Raw genomic sequence first — 18,881 nt, forward strand, 5'->3', positions numbered from 1 at the left:
CAAGGCGGGGCCGCCTCGCGCAAAAAGACGCCGTCTGTTTACCGGATCAATCTCCCGATGTCATCAATCGCGAAGCAGCTCGTTGATACCAGTCTTGGAGCGGGTCTGTTCGTCGACGCGCTTGACGATGACGGCGCAGTAGAGATGCGGCGCCGGCTGGCCGTTTGCCATCGTAGCATTGGCCGAGGCCATCGAGCCGGCGACGACGACGGAATAGGGCGGCACTTCGCCATACATCACCTCGCCGGTGGCGCGGTCGACAATTTTGGTCGACTTGCCGATATAGACGCCCATGCCGAGCACCGAGCCTTCGCGGATGATGCAGCCTTCGACCACTTCGGAACGGGCGCCGATGAAGCAATTGTCTTCGATGATGGTCGGGCCGGCCTGCATCGGTTCGAGCACGCCGCCGATGCCGACGCCGCCGGACAGATGCACATGTTTGCCGATTTGCGCGCAGGAGCCGACCGTTGCCCAGGTGTCGACCATCGTGCCTTCGCCGACATAGGCGCCGAGATTGACGAAGGAGGGCATCAGGATCGCATTCGGGGCAATATAGGCCGACCGGCGCACGACGCAGTTCGGCACGGCGCGGAAACCCGCGGCGCGGAACTGGGTTTCGCCCCAGTTCTCGAACTTCGAGGGGACTTTGTCCCACCAGACGGAATTGCCCGAGCCGCCCTTGACCACTTCCATGTCGTTGAGGCGGAAGGACAAGAGCACCGCCTTTTTCAGCCACTGATTGACCGTCCAGGCGCCATCGGCGCCGCGGGTCGCCACGCGGGCCTTGCCGGAATCGAGCAGATCGAGCGCCGCTTCGACCGCATCGCGGACCTCGCCCTTCGTCGAGACGTTCACATTATCGCGATTGTCGAAGGCCGCTTCGATGGTCTTTTCCAGGGATGCGAGGTCGGTGGCGCTCATGAGAATTCCTTAAACTTCGATGTTTATCGTGGAGACGGCGGAGTCTCCGGACATGCGATCGGCGTGGGTTTGTCCTGCTCTACAGCATGCACGCGTAGAACGGAATGATTTTTCGAACAAGATCATACCTGGATTCAAGGCGTTATAGCGACATATCCGGTTTCACGGCCGGCAATACTGAAAGGCATTTCGACATGGCGAAGGGACGAAACGGCGGTTCTAGGCGCAAGGACGGCGTATGGGACCCGTTGAAGAGCAGCTCGACCGACAGGCAGCGCGCCGAGGCCGTGCCGAAGACGCCGCAGACGCTGTCGCCGGCCTATCGCCTAGCCTATGTCGACGAGGATTTCCTCTGCCGTGAGGAGTTGCGGCCGATCCGCCTGCAACTGGAACTGCTGAAGACGGAGATGATGCTGACCGAGCGCGGCATCCGGTCGACCGTCGTCATGTTCGGCGGCGCCCGCATTCCCGCTCCCGGCCAGAGTGCCTGGGCGGCGCGCAACGAGATCCAGCGCGCCAATCTGGAGGCGGCCTCCGTCTATTATGACGAGGCGCGCAAATTTGCCCGTCTCTGCTCGAAATATTCGGCGGGCTTCGACTTTCAGGAATATGTCATCGTGACCGGCGGCGGCCCCGGCGTCATGGAGGCCGGCAATCGCGGTGCGGCCGACGAAGGCGCGCCGTCGATCGGTCTCAACATCGTGCTGCCGCACGAGCAGGCTCCGAACGTCTATGTCACGCCCGAACTCAGCTTCAATTTTCACTATTTCGCCATTCGCAAGATGCATTTCATGGTGCGCGCCAAGGCGATCGCGGTCTTCCCCGGCGGTTTCGGAACGCTCGATGAATTCTTCGAATGTCTGACGCTGATCCAGACCGGCCGCATGGAGCGTCTGCCGCTGATCCTTTTCGGCGAGGCCTTCTGGCGCCGCATCATCAATTTCGACGCCCTGGCGGAATTCGGCACGATCGCGCCGGATGACGTCAAGCTGATAAGCTTCGTCGACACGGCTGACGCCGCGTGGAAGATCGTCCAGGAGTTCTACGAACACCGCGAACCGGGCCAGAGTCTCTGAGATATGCTCTTTCCCCGTCGGATGGGGAAAGAGCAGGGGCAACGGTTCGTCCGCGCTTACAGCAGCGGCCGATCCGGCATGTCGTCGATCGAGATGACGCCATCCTTGTTGCGGTCCATGCGCGTGAACAGCTTGTCGAAGGCGGCCACGGCCTCCTGTTTGGAAATCTGCCCGTTCTCGTCGGTGTCGATCCGATGCATGATCATCGAAGCGCGCATGATATTGCCGCCATGGCGCATCCAGCGATGACCGTCATGGCCGTCGCGCGGCCGCTGCCCGGATTCGCTGTCCGGCATGTCGGGCGCGGCATTCGCGTCCTTCTCGTCGCCGGCGTCCTGTTTGTGCTGATCTCTCATCGCCTGCAGCTGCGTCTGCCGGTACTGCCGGATTTCGCCGGGCGTCAGCGACCCGTCATTGTTGGTGTCGATCGCCGCGAAAATCTTGTCGAGGCCGCTCGTCGCCTCCTCCTTGGAGACCTTTCCATCCTTGTTCGCGTCGAACTGCTTGAGCACGCGGACATAGGTGATTTCGAGGAAGGCGTCGCGGCCCGGGCGGTCCATGCCGGTATGATGCGGGCGCGGCCCGTCGCCCGGCGCGGCAAAGCTTGCGCCGGTTGCAGCGCCGAAGATTAGGACGGAGGAGAGCGCTGCCAGTATCAGCTTGTTGCGGTACATCGTGTTTCCCTTTCGTAAGGTGTCCCCTCACGAAAGAAGCTATGGCAGCGGGCCTGAAAGACCCAGTTAAACATCGGTAAGCTGTGTGAAACTTTCGTAACCTGGCGGTCAGCCGCCGGATCTGGTCACCTTGCCGAGAAACGCGACGAGGTCGTCGGTGACGAAATCGATGTGATCCTCGTCGCCGCTGGTCTTTTCCCACCATTCGACAACCGTTTCTTCCAGGTTGCGCGGCACAAGCAGCACGGTTTGCATGCCGAGCGCCTTCGGTACCGTCAGATTGCGCGGCAGATCCTCGAACATCGCCGCCTTGTTCGTTTCGACCCGCTTCAGCGCCGCAAACTTGTCATAGGTCGCCTGCGCCGGCTTCGGCACGTACTCGGCGGCGACGATGTCGAAAATATCGTCGAAATGCTCGAGGATACCGAGCGCTCCGGCGGTCATCTCTGCATGTTTGACGCTGCCGTTGGTAAAGATGAACTTGCGCCCCGGCAGCGCCTTGATCGCTTCGCCGAGTTCCGGCTGCGGCGTCAGCGCCGAATAGTCGATCGCATGCGCCTTTTCGAGGAAGTCGTTCGGATCGATGCCGTGATGGATCATCAGGCCCTGCAGCGTCGTGCCGTGGTCGAGATAATACTGCTTCTGCAGCTTGCGCGCCTCTTCCCGCTCCATCTGCAACAGCGCCGCGACATAGGCGGTCATGTTCTTGTCGATCTGCGCGAAGAGATTGATGTGATGGGGATAGAGCGTGTTGTCGAGATCGAACACCCAATCTGTCACGTGTTCGAAATCGGCTTTTTCAGGCGTACGGTCGATCTTGGTCATGGCCGCCCTTATGGCACGGCTGGTCGCCCAAGGAAATCGACAGAGAAAAAATAGACGCCCGATTTTCGGCGGACGCGGCAGGCCAGGGATGTTAGAAAGCGGTCATGCTTTTCGAACGCCCCGACGATGACACGCTCTATGATGCCCTGATCGCGCGCAGCGCCGAGTATGAGGGCCAGGCCTATGTCTGCGTCAAGACGACAGGCATCTTCTGCCGTCTGACCTGTCCGGCGCGCAAGCCGAAGCGGGAAAATACGCTGTTCTTCGAGACAATCGCCGCCTGCATGCATTCCGGCTTCCGCCCCTGCCGGCGCTGCAGGCCGTTGGAGCAACCGGGCAGGGAGCCGGTCGTCGATCTGTTGCTTGCCGCACTCGACGACGAGCCGGAGGTTCGCTGGAGCGAGGAGGAGCTCGTGCGCCGCGGCCATGATCCCTCGACCGTGCGGCGCGCCTTCAAGCGGGCGCTCGGCATGACCTTCCATGACATCGTCCGTTATATCAGGCTCGGCGAAGCGGCCCGGCAGCTGGCGGATGGGGCGCGTGTCATCGATGCCCAGATCGACGCGGGGTACGAATCTCCGAGCGGTTTCCGGGCGGCGTTCCAGCGGCTCGTCGGCAAGGCGCCGGCACTCTCGCAGAATCGCGAACTGCTTTTTGCCGACTGGTTCGATACGCCGCTCGGGCCGATGATCGCGGTCGCCGACAAGACGCGTCTGCATCTTCTCGAATTTCACGATCGCAAGGCGCTGCTGAGCGAACTCGAAGCGCTGCAGAAGCGCGTTCGCTCCTCCCTCGCAATCGGCCGCACCCCCGCGATAGATCAGATCGAGGGGGAGATCCGCGATTATTTCGAAGGCCGGTTGACCGTCTTCAGGACGCCTCTGGCGCTTGGCGGCACGCCCTTCGAAAAGCATGTCTGGGCAAAGCTGATGGAGATCCCGGTCGGGCAGACGCGCGCCTATGGCGATCTCGCCAGGGAGATGGAAAGGCCGGAGGTCGTACGGGCAGTCGGCCGCGCCAATGGCGCCAACCAGCTTGCCATCATCGTGCCCTGTCATCGTATCCTCGGTGCGGACGGCTCGCTGACCGGTTACGGCGGCGGCCTCTGGCGCAAGCAATGGCTGCTGCGCCACGAAGAGAAGATCAGCATGGAGACAAGGATGGAGGAGACAGCATGAACCGGACTGAAAAGGCCAAGGCATTCGGCGCGCTTCACAAGAAGGGCGACCCGATCGTCCTCTACAATATCTGGGATGCGGGGACGGCGAAGGCCGTCGCCGATGCCGGCGCCAAGGCGCTTGCCACCGGAAGCTGGTCGGTTGCCGCAGCTCATGGCTTTGCCGACGGCGAGAAACTGCCGATGTCGGTGCTTGTAGAGACGGCGAAATCCATCACCGATGCCGTCGACCTGCCGCTTTCGGTCGATTTCGAAGGGGCTTATTCGGCAGACCCTCAGGGTGCGGCCGCCAATGTCGCCAAGCTGATGGAGGTCGGCGTCATCGGCATCAATTTCGAGGATCGGGTGGTTGCGGGCGAGGGGCTCTATCCGGTCGAAAGCCAGGCGGCCCGCATCCGCGCCATTCGCGCCATGGCCGACAGCAAAGACATGCCTTTCTTCGTCAATGCCCGTACCGACCTCTTCCTGGCCGAGAGCGACCTCTCCAAACATACCGGCCTGGTGGATGAGGCGATCGAGCGGGGCAGGGCCTACGCCGCGGCCGGCGGCAGCGGCTTCTTCGTTCCGGGCCTGATCGATCCCGCCTTGATCGAAAAGATCTGCGCAGCCTCGTCGCTGCCGGTCAACATCATGATGCGGACGGGCGCGCCTGATGTGAAAACATTGGCAAAGCTCGGGGTCGGCCGCATCAGCTATGGGCCGGGGCCTTACCGGTCGATGATGGAAAAGCTGAGGCAGGAGGCTGCGGCGATCTACAGCCTGCTCTGAGGCCAATCCGCGCGAGGCCGCATCCCGAGGAAAGGTTGCGGCCCGGAATGATCGCTCTGCTCAGGAACGGAAGCGCAGATTGCGCCGCGTCAGCTGGCTGACCGAGGTGCAGCCCATCAGCTTCATGTCGCGCTCGAGCTCGGTGCGCATCGTCTCCAGCGCCCGTTCGACGCCGGGTTGTCCGGCGGCTGCCAGCGGGAAGAGGTAGTAACGGCCGAGCCCGACGGCCTTGGCCCCCAGCGACAGCGCTTTGAGAACATGCGTTCCCCGCTGCACGCCGCCATCCATCATGACGTCGATCCGGTCGCCGACGGCATCGACGATCTCGGCCAGTTGATCGAAGGCGCTGCGCGAGCCGTCGAGCTGGCGGCCGCCATGGTTGGACAGCACGATGCCGGTGCAGCCGATCTCGACCGCGCGCTTGGCGTCCTCCACCGACATAATGCCCTTCAGGCAGAATTGCCCACCCCAGGCCTGTACCATGTCGGCCACGTCGTTCCACGACATGGAGGGATCGAGCATTTCGGTGAAATAGCGACTGATCGACAGCGCGCCGCCATCCATCTTGACATGGTTTTCGAGCTGCGGCAGCCGGAAACCCTCATGCGTCATCCAGCCGATCGCCCAGGAGGGCTTGATCGCAAACTGCATCATGCCGGCGAGATTGAGCTTGAAGGGAATGGAAAAACCCGTGCGCTTGTCGCGCTCGCGGTTGCCGCCGGTGATGCTGTCGACCGTCAGCATCATCGCCTGCACGCCCGCCGTTTTCGCCCGCACCATCATCTCGCGGTTCAACCCGCGGTCCTTATGGAAATAGAACTGATAGACCTGAGGTCCGTCGCTGATCTGCCTGGCCTCCTCCAGGCTGATCGTGCCGAGTGAGGAGACGCCGAACATCGTGCCGTATTTCGCCGCCGCCGCCGCGACCGCCCGTTCCCCCTGGTGGTGAAACAGCCGCTGCAACGCCGTCGGCGAGCAATAGACCGGCATGGCGAGCTTCTGCCCCATGACCGTCACCGACATATCGACCTCGGCCACCCCTTTGAGAACATCGGGCACCAGATCACAATTGTCGAAGGCTGCGGTATTGCGCCGATACGTCACCTCGTCATCGGCGGCGCCGTCGATATAGTCGAAGATCGGCCCTGGAAGACGCCGCTTGGCCATGCGCCGGAAATCGTGGAAGTTATAGCAGTCTGTAAGGCGCATCTTTTTGCTCGAGCCGTTGATTTTCGGGGCGCAACCTAAAGCACGATTCGAAATCTTGCCAAGGCTTCATTGTACGATTTGCGACCTCTCGGCGCGAAGATTGGCCGCTCATCCCACCCGCCATGGCGGATCGACGCGGTTGGATCCGGCGAAATAAAGAACGACGCGGTTGCCGCCGGGATCGAACAGCTCCGCCTCACGCCACAGCCAGCTCTTGTCCTCCGGCCCGCTTGCGAACCGAAGTCCGGCTGCGCTAAGCTTGGCGACCGTTTCGTCCAGATCCTCGCACTCGAAATAGACCGTCGTCCCGCCGCCGCCTTTCTCGCCCTGGTGAAGCGAAAAAGTGCTGTCCCCATCGGGGCAGACGAAACGCGCATACCGGGGACGCGCATCGACAACGGGGCGAAGACCGAGGACGTAGTAGAAATGCCAGCCCGCATCGAGGTCAGGCATCGTAACGGTCACCTGATTGAGGCGCATGATCCATATCCTCTGCTGAGGGCGCACCCGCATTGGCTCTGCCTTGCCGCGCTTCAATGCCAGTTATTGCATGGGATGCGATCCTTCAACACCTCTTTGCTTCGGCGCGGGCATCCTTCAACGGTCCTCATCCTGAGAGCCTGTGAATCTATCGATTTTCCAATTTTTCAATGCGCGTTAAATCAATGACTTAGCTCTTTTGAAAACGACGAAATCCAAAAGATTCACAGACTCTGAGGCGCGCAGGCCGAAGGCCGGAGCCTCGAAGGACATGCGCCAACGCCGCTCCTTTCATTCATCAAACGTCCGAGCACCCGCCCCGCCCTTCGAGGCCCCTGCGGGGCGCCTCAGGGTGAGGCTCTCTTGGGGTTTTGCGCTTATCCTCTGACGCGGCTGATGCAGAGGCTACGCAACCTTGCTCCGGCAAATCCTATGCCGTCGGGTCACCGGATAAGGGAGCGCGGGAGGAGCGTAGAGTTGGGCAGGCGGTGCGCCGGCGTGAGGAAGATGCGCCCTCGTTCCGCTGAAGGGCGCAGAGTCCTTGATCAGGGCACGATCAGCGTTCCGATGCCGTGCTCGGTGAAGATCTCGAGCAGGACGGAATGGGCGGTCTTGCCGTTCAGGATGACGACCCCCTGCACGCCGGCCTTGATGGCATCGATGCAGGTCTCGACCTTCGGGATCATGCCGCCCGAGATCGTGCCGTCGGCGATCAGCGCATGCGCTTCGGCGACGGAAAGTTCCTTGATGAGCTGACCCTTCTTGTCGAGCACGCCGGGAACGTCGGTCAAAAACAGCAGGCGGGTGGCGTTGAGCGCGCCGGCAATGGCGCCGGCGAAAGTGTCGGCGTTGATATTGTAGGTCGCGCCGTCGCGGCCCGGCGCCACCGGCGCGATGACCGGTATCATCTCGGAGCGGGCGAGCAGATCGAGCAGCGTGCGGTCGACCTCCACCACTTCACCGACGAAGCCGAGATCGAGCACCCGCTCGATGTTGGAATCCGGGTCCTTGATGGTCTTGCGCGCCTTTTCGGCGAAGACCATGTTGCCGTCCTTGCCGCAAAGGCCGATCGCCCATTCGCCGGTCTGATTGATCAGCGCGACGATCTCCTTGTTGATCGAGCCGGCGAGCACCATCTCGACGATCTCGACCGTCTTCTGGTCGGTGACGCGAAGCCCGCCTTCGAATTTCGATTCGATGCCCATCTTGGTCAGCATCGCGCCGATCTGCGGGCCGCCGCCGTGGACGACGATCGGGTTGACGCCCGACTGCTTCAGAAGCGCGATATCGCTGGCAAAGGCCTTGCCGAGCTCGGGATTGCCCATCGCATGGCCGCCGTACTTCACCACGATCGTCTTGTTTTCATAACGCTGCATGAAAGGCAGCGCCTGGGCGAGAAGACGTGCCTGGATTTCGCTTTCGGACTCGTTCATGGGGACCCCGCAGGAGTTGATCGCGGGCCTTTTATCGCAAGTTTCTGACAGAGGGAATAATCCAGACCGCAATAGTTTTTCGTATCTGGCACGGAGCCAAAGGAGTTGGACCCGCCGGCTGAGCGAGGCACGATATGGGGAACGCACGCAAGGCGATGAGATCAAGGACCTGATCGGCCGCGTCGCGCTCGATCGCCTGGCATTCGCTGTCCTCCACAACCAGACTGCACCGAAACTTTTCGCAATCTGCCTGCGCATCTTGAAGGACCGCACGAAGGCCGAGGATGCCTGCAGGAAGTCTATATCAGCTCTGGCAACGCGCTCGAAGCTTCCGGGCAGCCGCGGGATCGTCCTCGGCGTGGCTGGCCGCAATTGCCCGCAACCGGTCGATCGATCTGCGGCGTGCGCGCAAGCCCGTCACCTACGAACTCGAGAGCGTTTACGATCTTGCCGCTTCCGAACCCGACCCGCAAAGACAGACGGTGACGAAGGATGAAGGAAGGCGGATTGACACCTGCATGGAAGAGTTGGAAGCTGATCGTGCGGTCGCCGTGAAACGGGCTTATGTCGAAGGGCTGAGCTATCAGGAACTGGCGGATCAGTTCGGCGTTCCGCTGAACACGATGCGGACCTGGCTCAGGCGCAGCCTCTTGAAACTGAGAGAGTGCATGGAACGATGACATCGCCCGACAAAAGCAAGGGAAACCGCTCCCGCGACGAGGTCCTCGCCGGTGAATATGTCTTGGGCGTCCTATCGCAGCAGGATCGCCGGGTGGTGGAAGAGCGCATGCGCCGCGATCGGATATTTGCGGCGATCGTCAGCCGTTGGGAAACCAACCTCTCCGCCTTCAACGACGAATATGACGGCGTCGCGCCGAGCCGGGAAACCTTCAAGCAGATCGAGTCCCGGCTGTTCGGCGAGGCCGGAAAACCCGCATCCTATTCGCAGGGGCTGTGGAATTCGGCGGTCTTCTGGCGCTCATTGGCGTTCGCCTGCATCGTCGTCGCCGTCAGTGCCGTCATCTTCGCCTCCGGCCTTGTGCCGCAGCCGCAGGGGCCGGCACCGCTGGTGGCCGAACTTTCGGGCCAAAACAACGCGATCAATCTCCGCGCCTCCTATGAGATCCAGAGCGGCCGACTGAAGATCGTGCCTGTTGCCGCCGGCAAGCCGGAGGAGAAATCGCTCGAACTCTGGCTGGTGCCGGGCAGCGGCGCGCCGAAATCGCTCGGCATCTTCCAGCCCGGCGAAAGCGGCGAACTCGTCATTCCCGCCGATCTGCGCAATATTGTCGCCGATGGCGCAACCCTTGCCGTCAGCCTAGAGCCTTTCGGCGGCTCGCCGAGCGGACAGGTGACCGGTCCGGTCATTGCGAGCGGCAAGGTGCACCGGCCATAACGATGCCTCGCGCGATGCGATGGCCAGGACCGTCGCCAAGATAATCAAGGACAAGGACAAGGACAAGGACGAGGGCGTCGTCCACGTCGTCGATAAAGTGCTGTTGCCGACGATGTAAAACTATCCGTATCGGCAGAGGCATCGGGGGCTCTGCGGAGCGCCGCTTTTATTTCCAACCTGCAATGCCGACGGTTTCGGCGATCGCCTGGCGCAGGTCATCGAGCCCGTCACCTTTTTCGGACGAGGTGGACAGCACGTAGGGATAGGCGGCCGGGCGCTTGCGGATCTTTTCCGCCGTGTCGGCCAGAAGCTTCGGCACGGCCGGCGCCTTGATCTTGTCGGTCTTGGTCAGCACCACCTGGTACGAGACGGCCGCCTTGTCGAGCAGGGTCAGAACCTCCTCGTCGTTCTTCTTTATGCCATGGCGGCTGTCGATCAGCACGTAGACGCGCTTCAGCGTCGCGCGGCCGCGCAGGTAATCGAAGACGAGCTTCGTCCACTTGTCGACCTGTTCCTTCGGCGCCTGCGCATAGCCATAACCCGGCATGTCGACGATCGCTGTCGGCGGCAGGTCGCCCGCTTCGCCGGAATATCCGTCCGGTACAAAGTAGTTGAGTTCCTGCGTGCGCCCCGGTGTGTTCGAGGTGCGCGCCAGACCTTTCTGACCGACCAGCGCATTGATGAGAGACGATTTTCCGACGTTCGAGCGTCCGGCAAAGGCCACTTCCGGCGGTCCTTCCGGCGGCAGGAAGTTGAGCGACGGGATGCCGCGGATAAAAATCCATGGCTGGCCGAAGAGTGGCTTTTCGTTTTCGGGCATGCGGGCTCGGCAATCTCCGGGTTCAGTCTTCTGTCGGCTTCGTGGTTTTGGCGGCGGATGTCAAGCTTTCAGGCGGGCAGCGTCTTGCTTCACAAGTTGGCCGGAAATGAAAAGCCCCGCCGAAGCGGGGCTTGAAAGCATCATTTCGACGGCGCCGTCTTTCGCCGGAACAGGCCCTTCAGATTGTCGAAGAGTTCGATCTTCACGCCGTGGCGCTTCATGATCACCGACTGCTGGATCACCGACAGCGTGTTGTTCCAGGCCCAGTAGATGACGAGGCCGGCCGGGAAGCTTGCCAGCATGAACATGAACACCAGCGGCATCCAGTTGAAGATCATCGCCTGCGTCGGGTCGGGCGGCGTCGGGTTCATGCGCATCTGCAGGAACATGGTGACGCCCATGATCAGCGGCCAGACGCCGAGATGCAGGAAGGTCGGCGCCTCGAAGGGCAGCAGGCCGAACAGGTTGACGATCGTCGTCGGATCGGGCGCTGAAAGGTCCTTGATCCAGCCGAAGAAGGGCGCGTGCCGCATCTCGATGGTGATATAGATCACCTTGTAGAGCGAAAAGAAGATCGGGATCTGCAGCGCCACCGGCCAGCAGCCGGCGATCGGGTTGATCTTCTCTTCCTTGTAGAGCTGCATCATCGCCTGCTGCAGCCCCATGCGGTCGTCGCCGAATTTCGCCTTCAGCTCCTCCATCTTCGGCTGCATGCGCTTCATGTTCGCCATCGAGGCGTACTGCTTGCTGGCGAGCGGGAAGAACAGCGCCTTGACGACGATCGTGGTGCAGAGGATCGCCACGCCGAAATTGCCGAAGAAGCGATAGAAGAAGTCCATCAGCTTGAACATCGGCTTGGTGATGAAATAGAACCAGCCCCAGTCGATCAGCCGGTCGAACTTCGGGATCGAATAGGAGGCCTCGTAGCCGTCGATGACGGGCACTTCCTTTGCGCCGGCAAAGACGAGGTTCTTGAGCTCGACCGTCTGGCCCGGCGCAACGCTGAAGGCATCGTCCTTATAGTCGGCCTGATAACGCGGCTGACCGTCGGAAAAATAGGAGAAGTGCGCCTCATAGGCTGACGTCTGCGGCGGTACGATCGTCGCCGCCCAGTATTTGTCGGTAATGCCGAGCCAACCGCCGGTGGATTTCGCCGGGGCCACGGCTTCCTTCTCCACGGCGCTATATTTGCTTTCGATCAGGCCGTCGTCGCCGATGACGCCGATAAAACCTTCGTGCAGCACGTAGACGGAGGGGGTCGTCGGCTTGTTGTAACGCGTCACGCGGCCGTAGGAGGAAAGCGAGGCAGGAGCCTGGCCCGAATTCTGAACCTTGTCGGCGACGGTGAACATGTAGCGGTCGTCGACGGAGATCGTGCGGGTGAAGGTCAGGCCCTTGTCATTGGTATAGGAGAGCGTCACCGGCGTCTTCTCGGTGAGCTTGGCGCCCTCCGGCGCTGTCCACAGCGTCGAGGGACCGGGGACCGCACCGGTCGCGGCGCTGCCGATATAGCCGAGCTCGGTGAAGTAACCATCCTTGGTTTCGGCCGGGCTGAACAGCGTGATGGTCGGGCTCGAGTCGTCGACGGTCTCGTGATAGCCCTTGAGCTTCAGGTCGTCGAGCCGGGCGCCGGCAAGGTTGATCGAGCCGGAAAGGGCAGGGGTGTCGATGGCGATACGCGGGGTCTTTTCGAGCGCCTGCTCGCGCGTCGCCGTCGCGGCCGCCTGGCCGGACGGGGCCGCGCCGGTCGTCTGGGCCGGTGCCTGGCCGCCTGCCGCGGGCTGCTGCGTCTGCTCGGTCTGCTGTTGCGCCTTCTGGGCTTCCTGCGCCTTGCGCTGGGCTTCGATGCGCGGATTCATATAGAGAAACTGCCAGCCGAGGACGATCAGCACCGAGAGAGCGATCGCAATGAAATAATTGCGGTTGTTTTCCATCATAGGTTCCTGGGGCGTCCGTTTCCTGGGCGCCGGTGTTTCGGCCTGGTTTCCACGCGGGATTTCAATTCCGCGGCCAATTCCTGGAAGGACGCGTCGAGCACGTCCCTGCGCGCGACAACCACATAGTCGTGTCCGGGCTTCATTGCAAACCCCGCATGAAGCCGCACCGCCTCTTTCAGGCGGCGGCGCATGCGGTTCCGCTCGACCGCGTTGCCATGTTTTTTGGTGACTGTAAAACCGACTCGGGCCTGGCTGTCGGGGTCCTTCCGGTCGAGGACTTCCAGAAGGAAGAGTCCTCCCCGGCGTTTTTCGCCCTCGCGCACGGCAAGAAACTGCGGGCGGCTCTTCAGCCGCCCGACAGCGTGTTTCTTCTCACTGGTCGTCAATTCGCCCGCCATCTCTTATCGGGCAACCCGGCCTTAAGCCGAGAGACGCTTGCGGCCCTGCGCGCGGCGGGCAGCGATGACCTTGCGGCCACCCTTCGTGGACATGCGCGCACGGAAGCCGTGGCGACGCTTGCGAACAAGCTTGGATGGTTGGTAGGTACGCTTCATTTATTTAAACACCGCGGAGTGCGGCCCTTCTTGAATTTGCATGATGCAAGGAGCGTTGTTTTTCGAACGGGCGGGCCATGAAGGCCTTAGGTGACCGGACGTGCGGCGGCTTATACGGATGAAGTCTGCCAAAGTCAATTATGACAGATCATTTCACCGGTAATGCTGGCCAGCCCGTGGTTTCGCACACAAGTATTAACAAGCTTTCTTTGCCCCAGAAGGTTGTACTTTGTCGCCATTGGGGAAGAAAGTCACAAATTTCAGTGACTTGAGCCTGGGCAGGCGTCGGCATGGCTTATTTTCAGTGGTCATAATCGTAAATATTAGAAATCCAACTTTAATGAATTTCGTCGATAGTCGGCTCATCGGCTGGGAATTTGCTTTCCAGGCAGTTTGGGGTAGCTAGGAGGCACTGCATTGAAGATCCGCGGGAAAATTAATTTGCTGGTTTGCGTGATGGGTGCGGTGGCGCTTCTGATCGGCGCGACGGCATTGTCCGCCATGCGCGAATACAGCCGTAACCTGACGGCCTACGAACAGGCCGCCGCACGCGCCTATGCCGGCGAGCGCCTCAACCGTTTCGTCACCGCTGTCGTCATGGAGTCGCGCGGCATCTATGCGGCGAAGACGATCAAGGATACGCCGAACTTCGCCAAGGGCATCACGGCCGCTCTCGATGAGATCGACAAGGTCATCGCCGGCTGGGCGCCGCTCGTTCCCGAAAGCGAGAAGGCCAACTTCGCCAAGCTCGTCTCCCGCGCCGCTGAATTTCGCACCTTCCGCACGGAAACGGCTCGCCTCGGCACCGAGGTCGGGCCCGAGGCCGCCAGCCAGCAGGGCAATAACGAGGCCAATCGCGCCAATCGCAAGGCTTTCCAGGCTGAAATCGATGCGGTCGTCGCTACCGACAAGGCGGCGCTCGAGGCCGTCAACGCCGAGATCGAAAGTTTCCGCTCCTGGGTCCTGATGCTCGTGCTCAGCATTACCGGCATCGGCATCGCGGTCGGCATCGGCATGGGCTTTTATATCGGCACCAGCCATCTGAGCCGACCAATCAAGCGCGTCACCCACGCGATCAAGGAGGTCGCCAACGGCAATTTCGACGCCGAGGTTCCCTTTGCCGGCCGCAAGGACGAAATCGGCGAGATGGCCGCCGCGGTCGCGGTCTTCAAGGAGAACGGCCTTGCCGTCAAGCGCCTGAACGCTCAGGAGGCGGCGATGCGCGCCAAGAGCGACGATCTGCAGTCGAGCATGTCGGTCGTCGTGGCCGCGGCTGCGGCCGGCGATTTCAGCCATCGCATCGACAAGGACTATCAGGACGAGAACCTCAACCAGTTCGCCGGCAATATCAACACGCTGCTGTCGAGCGTCGATGCCGGAATCGGCGAGACCCGCCGCGTCATCGCAAGCCTTGCCGAAGGCGATCTGACCCAGACGATGAACGGCAATTTCCAGGGCGCCTTCGCCGAGCTGCAGCAGAACGTCAACAACAGCTTCGTAACGCTGCAGGCGACGATGCGCGAAGTGCGCGAGACGACCGAAGCGATGAACGGCAACACATCCGAGCTGCGCAATGCCAGTGACGACCTGTCGAAGCGCACTGAGCAGCAGGCGGCGGCCCTCGAACAGACCTCCGCCGCGCTCGACGAGATCACAGCCGTCGTCCAGAACTCCACCGAGCGGGCGCATGAAGCGACCGTCATGGTTTCAGAAGCCAAGGAAAATGCCGGCCGCTCCGGCGTCGTCGTCCGCAACGCCGTCGAGGCCATGGGCCGCATCGAGCAGGCCTCGCGCGAAATCAGCCAGATTATCAACGTGATCGATGAGATCGCCTTCCAGACCAACCTCCTGGCGCTGAACGCCGGGGTCGAGGCCGCCCGCGCCGGCGAGGCCGGCAAGGGCTTCGCGGTGGTCGCGCAGGAAGTGCGTGAACTCGCCCAGCGTTCGGCGACCGCCGCCAAGGACATCAAGGCACTGATCACCAAATCGGGCGATGAGGTGCAGGTCGGCGTCAAACTCGTCCAGGCGACCGGTGAGGCGCTGTCGGAAATCGGCACCCGCGTCATCGCCATCAACGACCATATCCATTCGATCGCCACGGCCGCGGTCGAACAGTCGACCGGTCTCAAGGAGGTCAATACCGCCGTCAACCAGATGGATCAGGTGACCCAGCAGAATGCTGCAATGGTGGAAGAAACCTCTGCCGCCACGCACCGGCTTTCAGCCGAAGCCAACGGGCTGGTGCACCTCATTGCCCGCTTCAAGCTTTCGGATGCGGTGGCGCCCGTGGCGCTTGTACGCAACGAGCCGCACAGGCAGCCGGTCGCCTCACCCGCCCACCGCGCGATCGCCAAAGTCGCCCGCGCCTTCGGCGGCAGTGCGGCTGCAGCCGAGCAGAGCTGGGAAGAGTTCTGAGACTTTTCCAACGCCCAGTAGCTGCCCCTCACCCTGACCCTCTCCCCGTAAAACGGGGCGAGGGGACGTGCCAGGCGCGACGTTGAGATGGAGGAGGCCGGTGCGGCATGTCCTTTCGCCCCGTTTACGGGAGAAGGTGCCGGCAGGCGGATGAGGGGCCGCCCGTCGCGCCAACCAGAGAGCAATTGCACCAACATAACGAATCACGACGCCGCCTTCGGCAGCATTTCGTTGTGGCGACGTGACGCCGCTCGCAAAGATTTGAAAGCGGAACCTATTGGTCTAATATAAAGCTCCAACGGTAAGGGTGGCCAAAGCGCTGCCGATCGGGCGAGACAAGAATGCCGGTGCGAAACCAGGGCGACAATCCTTCGGCAGAACCCCCAGCAGCCACCGAGGCTGCCAAGGGGCGGTGCCCGTCCGGCTTCTTCGGCGGGCTTTCGGGCAAGCTGCTCTGGCTCACCGTTGTCTTCATCATGCTTGCCGAGATCCTGATTTTCTTTCCCTCCGTCGCCAGCATGCGGATGCGCTGGCTGCAGGACAGGCTGAACACGGCCGCTGCCGCCGCCATCGTCATCGACGGGCTGCAGCCGATCGAGCTGCCGCGCGCCCTGCAGAAGGAAACGCTGGAGGCGACCGGCACCAAGGCGATCGTACTGCGCAAGGAAGGCACTTCGCGGCTGCTGGCAACGACTGACATGCCGACCTCCGTCGACGAATCCTATGACCTCACCGACGTGCCGCCGCTGACGGCGATCCGCGACGCGCTCGACACCCTGGTTTTCGGCGGCAGCAGGATGATCCGCGTCTATGGTCCGGTTGGTGAAAACAAGATCGGCGTCGAGGTTGTCATGAAGGATCGGCCGCTGCGCACGGCGATGTTCGCCTATTCCCGCAACGTGCTGCTGCTGTCGGTGCTGATCTCGCTTTTCACCGCGACGCTGATCTTCTTTGCGATCAACCGCATTCTGATCGGCCCGATTCGCCGGCTGACCGGCAGCATGCAGCAATTCTCCTCCGATCCCGAGAATCCGGCCCATATCTATATCGGCGACGGCGGCCGGGACGAGCTGGCGGTGGCCGGCCGCAATCTCACCTCGATGCAGATGGAGCTGCAGAAGACGCTGAAGCAGCAGAAGAACCTTGCCGCTCTTGGCCTCGCCGTTTCAAAGATCAATCACGATATGCGCAATATTCTGGCTTCCGCGCAGCTGATGTCGGACCGGCTCGTCGATGTCGATGATCCGATGGTCAAGAGCTTCGCGCCGAAGCTGCTGCGCACCATCGACCGCGCGGTCGGTTATACGACGGAGGTGCTGTCCTATGGCAAGGCGAGCGAATCGGCGCCGCGCCGCCGCCATGTTCGGTTGCTGGGACTGACACAGGACGTCAAGGATATGCTGGCGATCGATCCGCAAAGCGGCATCGAGTTTGTCGAACAGTTCGCTGCCGATCTCGAGGTCGATGCCGACGGCGAGCAACTGTTCCGGGTCATTCACAATCTCTGCCGCAACGCTCTGCAGGCGCTGACTTCGCCGGGCGAGGGCGGCCCCGGCGCCATCAGGCGCATCACCGTTTCCGCCCAGCGTGTCGGCAGCGTCGTCAGCATCACGGTCGACGATACCGGTCCCGGCATGCCGCTGAAGGCGCGCCAGAACCTGTTTGCCGCCTTTCGCGGCTCGGCCCGTTCCGGCGGCACCGGCCTCGGCCTGACCATCGCCCGCGAATTGGTGCTCGCCCATGGCGGCACGATCGCGCTGGTGGAAAAGCCGACGGTCGGCACCCAGTTCCGCATCGAGATCCCCGATCGCCCGGTTTCACTGGATGATTACCGCAATCGGACACAGGGTGAGAAGTGATGGGAGTTTCGCCGGAGCGTGGCCGTTGCAGACAAAGAGCGATTTTTTCAGAAATGCTCTTGCAATGTCCGAAAGGACCCTTTAGAGGATCGCCCACGCAAGCGGCGCCGCCGCTTCTGCCACGCACCCGTAGCTCAGCTGGATAGAGCACCAGACTACGAATCTGGGGGTCAGGAGTTCGAATCTCTTCGGGTGCGCCATTCTTTCCCTTCATTTGCTACCTCCTGTTTTGGAAAATCGGTTCCGAATATCATAGGCGTTTCCCGCCTCTGTCCGTCACTTCATCAGCAGATATCCATGACCGAACCCGACTTCGACAAACTGGCAGTTACCATCCATAATGAGCGGCTGAAGTTGCTTGCGACCTTCCTGAACGGCATCGGCATTTCGGTGTTTGCGGTCGGCGGCCTGGCCCCTGTATTTTCCAGCCTGTATAATTCCGGCGGCCCGACCCTTTTCCTGATGCTGGTCAGCATCGTTTGTTTTTTGACCGCATGTACATTACATTACTCGGCAAGCACGGTTCTCAAAAGGATGAAGCCATGACGACGATGGAAATGATTTCGCTGCTCCTGATGCCCATCGCCGGATTGATCATCGCCGGAACGGCGGTCTATCTCGTCAACCATCACAAACTTTGATCGGGTTCCGCGCACCGACGCAACAGAAACCTCCCGAAAGGGCTTGCGGGCCTGTCCAGTGCGAAAGTGCCTGGCTGGCCTAAATCATTTCCAGCCTATCGCACCCACGAGCTTTTCACGATCTGACCAAGCCAACGAATTGCTCTGCTGGCCTGATCCCGTCGCCTTCATCGGCGCGCTGCAGCTAATGGACATTGACCATCTGTCGCGCGGGCGCTTCGGCGGCTTTTCCGGGAATGCGCTCGAAGCGGCGGGAAGGTTGGCCGCGAGAATGCTAGACCGGGGCATGTCGCTCATTCCTTGATGGGGATCCGGGCTTCGATCGCAGCTTCGATGAACGCCTGCCGCGCCTCCTCCCGGCTCCGTTTGCCGGATATGACATCGGCGCAAACCGCACACGCTCTGTCGAGCGCAGGGCCCTCTTCTGTCGGCCAATCTTCGATCAGCGCCCATGTTGCGGCCTGGGTCGTCTGGATGACCACCCACTGATCCGGGCCTTCAAGGGCAAGCGTCACCGGCTTCTTCCATAGGGTCTGCATTATTGCAGGATCTCCACTGCGTATTCTCCGCCGCCTGCTCACATAAGACAATTCAGTCGGCGTGGCGAGGTGGCCGCCTGAACAAGATGTTCTCTGGAGCAGTGAGCTGCTCGTGAAACATCGGCATACTCGGCTCGCCTATTTTTCGGCAGTC

Annotated in this window: 18 protein-coding genes, 1 tRNA gene and 1 pseudogene; 9 read left to right on the forward strand and 11 right to left on the reverse strand. The window is 61.6% G+C overall.

Annotated features, from left to right (window positions below):
- Nucleotides 1-63: 63 nt before the first annotated feature.
- Nucleotides 64-924, reverse strand: a complete 861-nt coding sequence (dapD, locus tag ACQ7C1_RS10745; protein WP_097599424.1) for a 2,3,4,5-tetrahydropyridine-2,6-dicarboxylate N-succinyltransferase — start codon at nt 922-924, stop codon at nt 64-66.
- Nucleotides 925-1,118: 194 nt separating this feature from the next.
- Here dapD and ACQ7C1_RS10750 point away from each other — a divergent pair, with 194 nt between their 5' ends.
- Complete coding sequence (locus tag ACQ7C1_RS10750; RefSeq protein WP_221127692.1) at nt 1,119-2,000, forward strand: LOG family protein; 882 nt, start codon at nt 1,119-1,121, stop codon at nt 1,998-2,000.
- A 56-nt stretch (nt 2,001-2,056) separates the two neighbouring features.
- On the opposite strand, the gene ACQ7C1_RS10755 is transcribed toward ACQ7C1_RS10750, so the two are convergent.
- Both ACQ7C1_RS10755 and ACQ7C1_RS10760 read right to left on the reverse strand, forming a co-directional pair.
- Nucleotides 2,057-2,674, reverse strand: coding sequence for a calcium-binding protein (locus ACQ7C1_RS10755; RefSeq protein WP_430958249.1), 618 nt, complete (start codon nt 2,672-2,674; stop codon nt 2,057-2,059).
- Nucleotides 2,675-2,782: 108 nt separating this feature from the next.
- Nucleotides 2,783-3,499, reverse strand: a complete 717-nt coding sequence (locus ACQ7C1_RS10760) for a pyrimidine 5'-nucleotidase (RefSeq protein WP_085776758.1) — start codon at nt 3,497-3,499, stop codon at nt 2,783-2,785.
- A gap of 104 nt (nt 3,500-3,603) precedes the next feature.
- On the opposite strand from ACQ7C1_RS10760, the gene ACQ7C1_RS10765 reads away from it, so the two are divergent.
- Both ACQ7C1_RS10765 and ACQ7C1_RS10770 read left to right on the forward strand, forming a co-directional pair.
- A complete protein-coding gene (locus ACQ7C1_RS10765; protein ID WP_183700482.1) occupies nt 3,604-4,677 on the forward strand; it encodes a bifunctional transcriptional activator/DNA repair enzyme AdaA in 1,074 nt (357 codons plus the stop codon).
- Nucleotides 4,674-5,444: an isocitrate lyase/PEP mutase family protein gene (locus tag ACQ7C1_RS10770; protein WP_430958250.1), complete on the forward strand. Its 771-nt coding sequence runs from the start codon at nt 4,674-4,676 to the stop codon at nt 5,442-5,444. The genes ACQ7C1_RS10765 and ACQ7C1_RS10770 overlap by 4 nt, the downstream gene beginning before the upstream one ends.
- A 60-nt stretch (nt 5,445-5,504) precedes the next feature.
- On the opposite strand, the gene ACQ7C1_RS10775 is transcribed toward ACQ7C1_RS10770, so the two are convergent.
- The 3 genes from ACQ7C1_RS10775 to argB form a co-directional block, all read right to left on the reverse strand.
- Nucleotides 5,505-6,653 (reverse strand): alpha-hydroxy acid oxidase, encoded by a 1,149-nt coding sequence (locus ACQ7C1_RS10775; RefSeq protein ID WP_430958251.1) that lies wholly within the window; start codon nt 6,651-6,653, stop codon nt 5,505-5,507.
- Nucleotides 6,654-6,761: 108 nt separating this feature from the next.
- Entirely contained in the window at nt 6,762-7,133 is a 372-nt protein-coding gene (locus tag ACQ7C1_RS10780; RefSeq protein WP_430958252.1) for a VOC family protein, read from the reverse strand.
- Between the two features lie 545 nt (nt 7,134-7,678).
- A complete protein-coding gene (gene argB / locus ACQ7C1_RS10785; protein WP_011423809.1) occupies nt 7,679-8,566 on the reverse strand; it encodes an acetylglutamate kinase in 888 nt (295 codons plus the stop codon).
- Nucleotides 8,567-8,684: 118 nt separating this feature from the next.
- Between argB and ACQ7C1_RS10790 the strand changes: the two are divergent.
- Together ACQ7C1_RS10790 and ACQ7C1_RS10795 are read left to right on the forward strand one after the other, a co-directional pair.
- A pseudogene (locus tag ACQ7C1_RS10790) lies at nt 8,685-9,246 on the forward strand (sigma-70 family RNA polymerase sigma factor).
- Nucleotides 9,243-9,962 (forward strand): anti-sigma factor, encoded by a 720-nt coding sequence (locus ACQ7C1_RS10795; protein ID WP_430958253.1) that lies wholly within the window; start codon nt 9,243-9,245, stop codon nt 9,960-9,962. Before ACQ7C1_RS10790 ends, ACQ7C1_RS10795 begins: the two are co-directional and overlap by 4 nt.
- A gap of 166 nt (nt 9,963-10,128) precedes the next feature.
- On the opposite strand, the gene yihA is transcribed toward ACQ7C1_RS10795, so the two are convergent.
- The 4 genes from yihA to rpmH all read right to left on the reverse strand — a co-directional run bounded on the left by yihA (nt 10,129) and on the right by rpmH (nt 13,273).
- A complete protein-coding gene (gene yihA / locus ACQ7C1_RS10800; protein WP_430958254.1) occupies nt 10,129-10,782 on the reverse strand; it encodes a ribosome biogenesis GTP-binding protein YihA/YsxC in 654 nt (217 codons plus the stop codon).
- A 140-nt stretch (nt 10,783-10,922) separates the two neighbouring features.
- The gene (gene yidC / locus ACQ7C1_RS10805; RefSeq protein WP_430958283.1) at nt 10,923-12,716 is read right to left on the reverse strand and encodes a membrane protein insertase YidC; all 1,794 of its coding nucleotides are present in this window, start codon (nt 12,714-12,716) and stop codon (nt 10,923-10,925) included.
- On the reverse strand, nt 12,716-13,117 hold the full coding sequence (gene rnpA, locus ACQ7C1_RS10810; protein ID WP_430958255.1) for a ribonuclease P protein component: 402 nt from the start codon (nt 13,115-13,117) through the stop codon (nt 12,716-12,718). Before rnpA ends, yidC begins: the two co-directional genes overlap by 1 nt.
- A 21-nt stretch (nt 13,118-13,138) precedes the next feature.
- Complete coding sequence (rpmH, locus tag ACQ7C1_RS10815; RefSeq protein ID WP_008524438.1) at nt 13,139-13,273, reverse strand: 50S ribosomal protein L34; 135 nt, start codon at nt 13,271-13,273, stop codon at nt 13,139-13,141.
- A 417-nt stretch (nt 13,274-13,690) separates the two neighbouring features.
- On the opposite strand from rpmH, the gene ACQ7C1_RS10820 reads away from it, so the two are divergent.
- The 4 genes from ACQ7C1_RS10820 (at nt 13,691) to ACQ7C1_RS10835 (ending at nt 18,093) form a co-directional block, all read left to right on the forward strand.
- Complete coding sequence (locus ACQ7C1_RS10820; protein ID WP_430958256.1) at nt 13,691-15,688, forward strand: methyl-accepting chemotaxis protein; 1,998 nt, start codon at nt 13,691-13,693, stop codon at nt 15,686-15,688.
- A 341-nt stretch (nt 15,689-16,029) separates the two neighbouring features.
- Complete coding sequence (locus ACQ7C1_RS10825) at nt 16,030-17,547, forward strand: ATP-binding protein (protein WP_097599409.1); 1,518 nt, start codon at nt 16,030-16,032, stop codon at nt 17,545-17,547.
- 123 nt (nt 17,548-17,670) lie between these two features.
- A tRNA-Arg gene (locus ACQ7C1_RS10830) sits at nt 17,671-17,747 on the forward strand.
- 97 nt (nt 17,748-17,844) lie between these two features.
- Nucleotides 17,845-18,093, forward strand: a complete 249-nt coding sequence (locus ACQ7C1_RS10835; protein ID WP_430958257.1) for an amino acid transporter — start codon at nt 17,845-17,847, stop codon at nt 18,091-18,093.
- Between the two features lie 388 nt (nt 18,094-18,481).
- Here ACQ7C1_RS10835 and ACQ7C1_RS10840 read toward each other — a convergent pair whose 3' ends face one another.
- On the reverse strand, nt 18,482-18,727 hold the full coding sequence (locus ACQ7C1_RS10840) for a DUF982 domain-containing protein (RefSeq protein ID WP_430958258.1): 246 nt from the start codon (nt 18,725-18,727) through the stop codon (nt 18,482-18,484).
- Between the last annotated feature and the right edge of the window lie 154 nt (nt 18,728-18,881).

This window comes from Rhizobium sp. Nf11,1 (assembly GCF_050587665.1).
Classification (GTDB): Bacteria; Pseudomonadota; Alphaproteobacteria; order Rhizobiales; family Rhizobiaceae; genus Rhizobium.